Origin of the sequence: Mesorhizobium sp. M2A.F.Ca.ET.039.01.1.1 (assembly GCF_003998035.1) — a bacterium.
GTDB lineage: Bacteria > Pseudomonadota > Alphaproteobacteria > Rhizobiales > Rhizobiaceae > Mesorhizobium.
This window is the reverse complement of sequence record NZ_RZRY01001542.1, coordinates 1-439: the sequence shown is the minus strand read 5'-3', so window position 1 is coordinate 439 and position 439 is coordinate 1. Positions and strand designations below refer to the sequence as shown.

Here is a 439-nt window from a genome sequence, read left to right as displayed (position 1 = left end):
GCGAGCGCCAGCTCGGCGCCCCGGCGGGCAACCGCCGTGCCGTTGACCGGCACCAGTATCTTGCCCGATCCGGGATCGAGTTTCGGCATCTGGCGACCGGCGCTCGCCGGCTTCAGCACCAGGCAGAGCGGCCCGTCGAAGGCGCCGGCGACTTCGTTCAGCCGGTGCGAGAAGCCGCCCTTGGCAGTGACGGCGCGGCCGAGGCCGACAAGCAGCATGCCGTAGCCCTTGCGCGCCTCGCTGGCGACCGCCTCGGCGGAAAGCACCTCATGCTGGCGGCGGGTGACCGGCGCTTCGCGCATCGGCTCCTCGTCGCCCTCCCTTGTCGCCTCGCGGCTGTCCTCGGCGCCCTTCTCGATTTCCTCCAGATGCAGGCCCTCGGTCGGCTCGGCATCGGTCTCGCCGCTCGAATGCAGCACCGTCGTCGGCTTGCCGGCGC

Annotated in this window: 1 pseudogene; it reads right to left on the bottom strand. The window is 72.0% G+C overall.

Annotated features, from left to right (window positions below):
* Window positions 1-439: pseudogene (locus EOA24_RS40840) on the bottom strand (potassium transporter); the annotation flags it as partial.